The 2,423-nt window shown below is 41.6% G+C and carries 3 protein-coding genes; all 3 read right to left on the bottom strand.

The features are described 5' to 3' along the window. Positions 1 to 3: 3 nt before the first annotated feature. Positions 4 to 1,293, bottom strand: a complete 1,290-nt coding sequence (gene shyA / locus L4C33_RS21530; protein ID WP_489686456.1) for a peptidoglycan DD-endopeptidase ShyA — start codon at positions 1,291 to 1,293, stop codon at positions 4 to 6. A gap of 246 nt (positions 1,294 to 1,539) precedes the next feature. Next, on the bottom strand, positions 1,540 to 1,836 hold the full coding sequence (locus tag L4C33_RS21525) for an isoamylase early set domain-containing protein (protein WP_428814428.1): 297 nt from the start codon (positions 1,834 to 1,836) through the stop codon (positions 1,540 to 1,542). Positions 1,837 to 1,956: 120 nt separating this feature from the next. Next, positions 1,957 to 2,423 (bottom strand): hypothetical protein (locus tag L4C33_RS21520; protein ID WP_428814427.1); only part of this gene is annotated, 467 nt, incomplete at its 5' end.

Genomic DNA, 2,423 nt, shown 5'->3' with positions numbered 1-2,423 from the left:
GGACTAAGCTTCGGATCCCTGCTTAATTTCTTGTGCTTTAAGTAATTTGTCCGCTTCATCTCGCTTAGCAATAAACGCAGCTTTCTCTTTTTTCGATACAGAGTTAGCCATTGGAATATTTGCCTTCATTGCGTTAACAGGGCGGCCACGTTCGATCAATTCATAATGTAAATGCGGACCTGTTACGCGTCCGGTGTTGCCCGATAAGCCAATTTTTTGTCCGCGAGAAACTTTCTGTCCTTYGCGCACCAAAATTTTACTTAAGTGCAAGTAACGCGTTTTATAAGTACTACCATGCTGAATTACTACGTAATTACCCGCGTATGGGTGCTTACGAGTCATGATAACTTTACCGTCACCCGTAGACATAACTGCAGTGCCAATCGGCGTAGCGAAGTCTGTTCCGTTATGTGGGCTGACACGCCCAGTTACAGGGTGTAAGCGCTTAGGGTTAAAGTGCGAGCTGAGACGCCAGTTTCGACTAACAGGATAACGTTGGAAAGCACGTTGTAAGCTGTCGCCATTTGCATCGTAATACTGACCATCACTGTGTAAATACGCTGTCAGTTCTCGCTGACGATTAAAGATTTTGACGGCTTCAATCTCTCGCTTGCCTGTTGCCACGCCATCTACAAATTGCTTCTTTTGTACAACTTCAAACTTGTCACCCGCACGTAGGTCGCGATTAAAGTTCAGCTTGTCTTTAAGCAGTGAAACARCATGGTCAATTTCTACACTACTCAGCCCCAGCTTGTTTGCTGACGTAGAGAAGCTTCCTTGAATGTCTCCAACCAAAGCAAATTGTTGCCAGTCACCAGGAATAGAAATATCTTCATATTCATAGCTACCGTCATCTAAACGATGATAAGCGACTTTATCTGCGGCGTTGAACACGAGCTCCATTTTACTGAGCTCTCCTGTTGCCTCATCTTTCCAGAACCTTAATTGGTTACCAGGCTTGAGCGTATCAAGCGCTAGAAAGTTAAGATCTGTCTCCATCACATTCATCATCGACTGATATGAAAAGCCAAGCTGAGTGAAAATACCGCTCAGGCTATCGCCTTTGCTAATTTCATACTCAAACGTAGGAGGAGTTGCCACAGAGGTACTTGGGGATAATAACGACTCAATCACAGAGGATTCAGGTAAATTCAGTTCAATCGTCTTTTGCAAACTCGAATCGGATGAGTTCATTGCAATACCGACGACCGCAACTAGCGGAAGGCTAAATGCGACCGCTTTTTTAAGCGGTGAGACATCAGCTATGGAAGTAGGTAATAATTTTGAATACACAATAAACAGTTTTTCAACGGTAAAGAACCGAGGATATGCTTTTATTCACAATAAATCATCAACGTAATGTCATAATATGACATTTGTCAGGATCATTAACCGTGATTCAATTACTTATAAGCAATAAAAAACCAGAAGCGTTTGCCTCTGGTTTAGGGTGTAGCCATTCGTTCAGCAACAAGTACTAAGTAGCACTGTTAACTAAAATACGAAGCGGTTGTCGATTACAAGGCTATGCTAAGCCTATTACTGAACAGTTGAAACTAAACAGTTATCTTCACCAAAGTCATTAGCTATATAGCTATCAGCATTCGCATCATTGACCCATTGCAACTCATCAACTAAGTAACGAAATTGGAACTGGCTGTTTTTCGGTAAGCGAGTCTTAAACTTATATACTTTTCCCTTCGCTAACTTTTTCATTGGCGTTGCTTTCCARTCTAAAAAGTCAGCAACAATCGAAACTGAAGAGGCTTCTTGAGCTTCCAACTCAAAAGTCACCTCTACTTCATCTTTTGTTTTAAAAAATCGTTTGTTAATCATTTCGCAAGCTCCGTTTGGAAGACACCTAACCAATAACGGGTGTCTAAATTTCAATCATCTGATTAGGATAATATGTAATTTAGCTCACATAAACAACAAAACATTGCATCCTATAAACATTTAGTGCTCAACAACTCGTTGCGCATTAAAATCAAATGTTTTTGCCGTGCTTTTCTTCGGTTCTTCAGCCATGGCTTGACCTTGTGAGTGCTCAAAATAGCTCACTACACCATGGCCTTGTTCTATATTAAGCTCATCCAATTTAATCCTATCGCCCAGATATATACTGTCATTTAAAATGACTCGGCTACGCTGAACATCAAACTTAAACTGTGCTAAATAGAAAAACACACCTGATCCTTGATTGGATACTGACATCGGCGCAAAGAAATATGCTTGCCCATCGATGTCGGCAGGCGACAAATGATCAATAAATACGGTAACAACACCTCGCTCTGATCCAGAATCGTATCGACCAGAAGCTTGAGCTAGCGATGCATCAAACTCGTCTATAAAAGCAAACGCCTTGTTCTCTGGAACTTGTACAGTCCACGGATTAGTCGCCCTAACGTCGAATACCGCAAGTA

The sequence above is a fragment of the Vibrio makurazakiensis genome (assembly GCF_050337375.1).
Taxonomy (GTDB): domain Bacteria; phylum Pseudomonadota; class Gammaproteobacteria; order Enterobacterales; family Vibrionaceae; genus Vibrio; species Vibrio makurazakiensis.
This window is presented reverse-complemented; position numbering and strand designations above follow the sequence as displayed.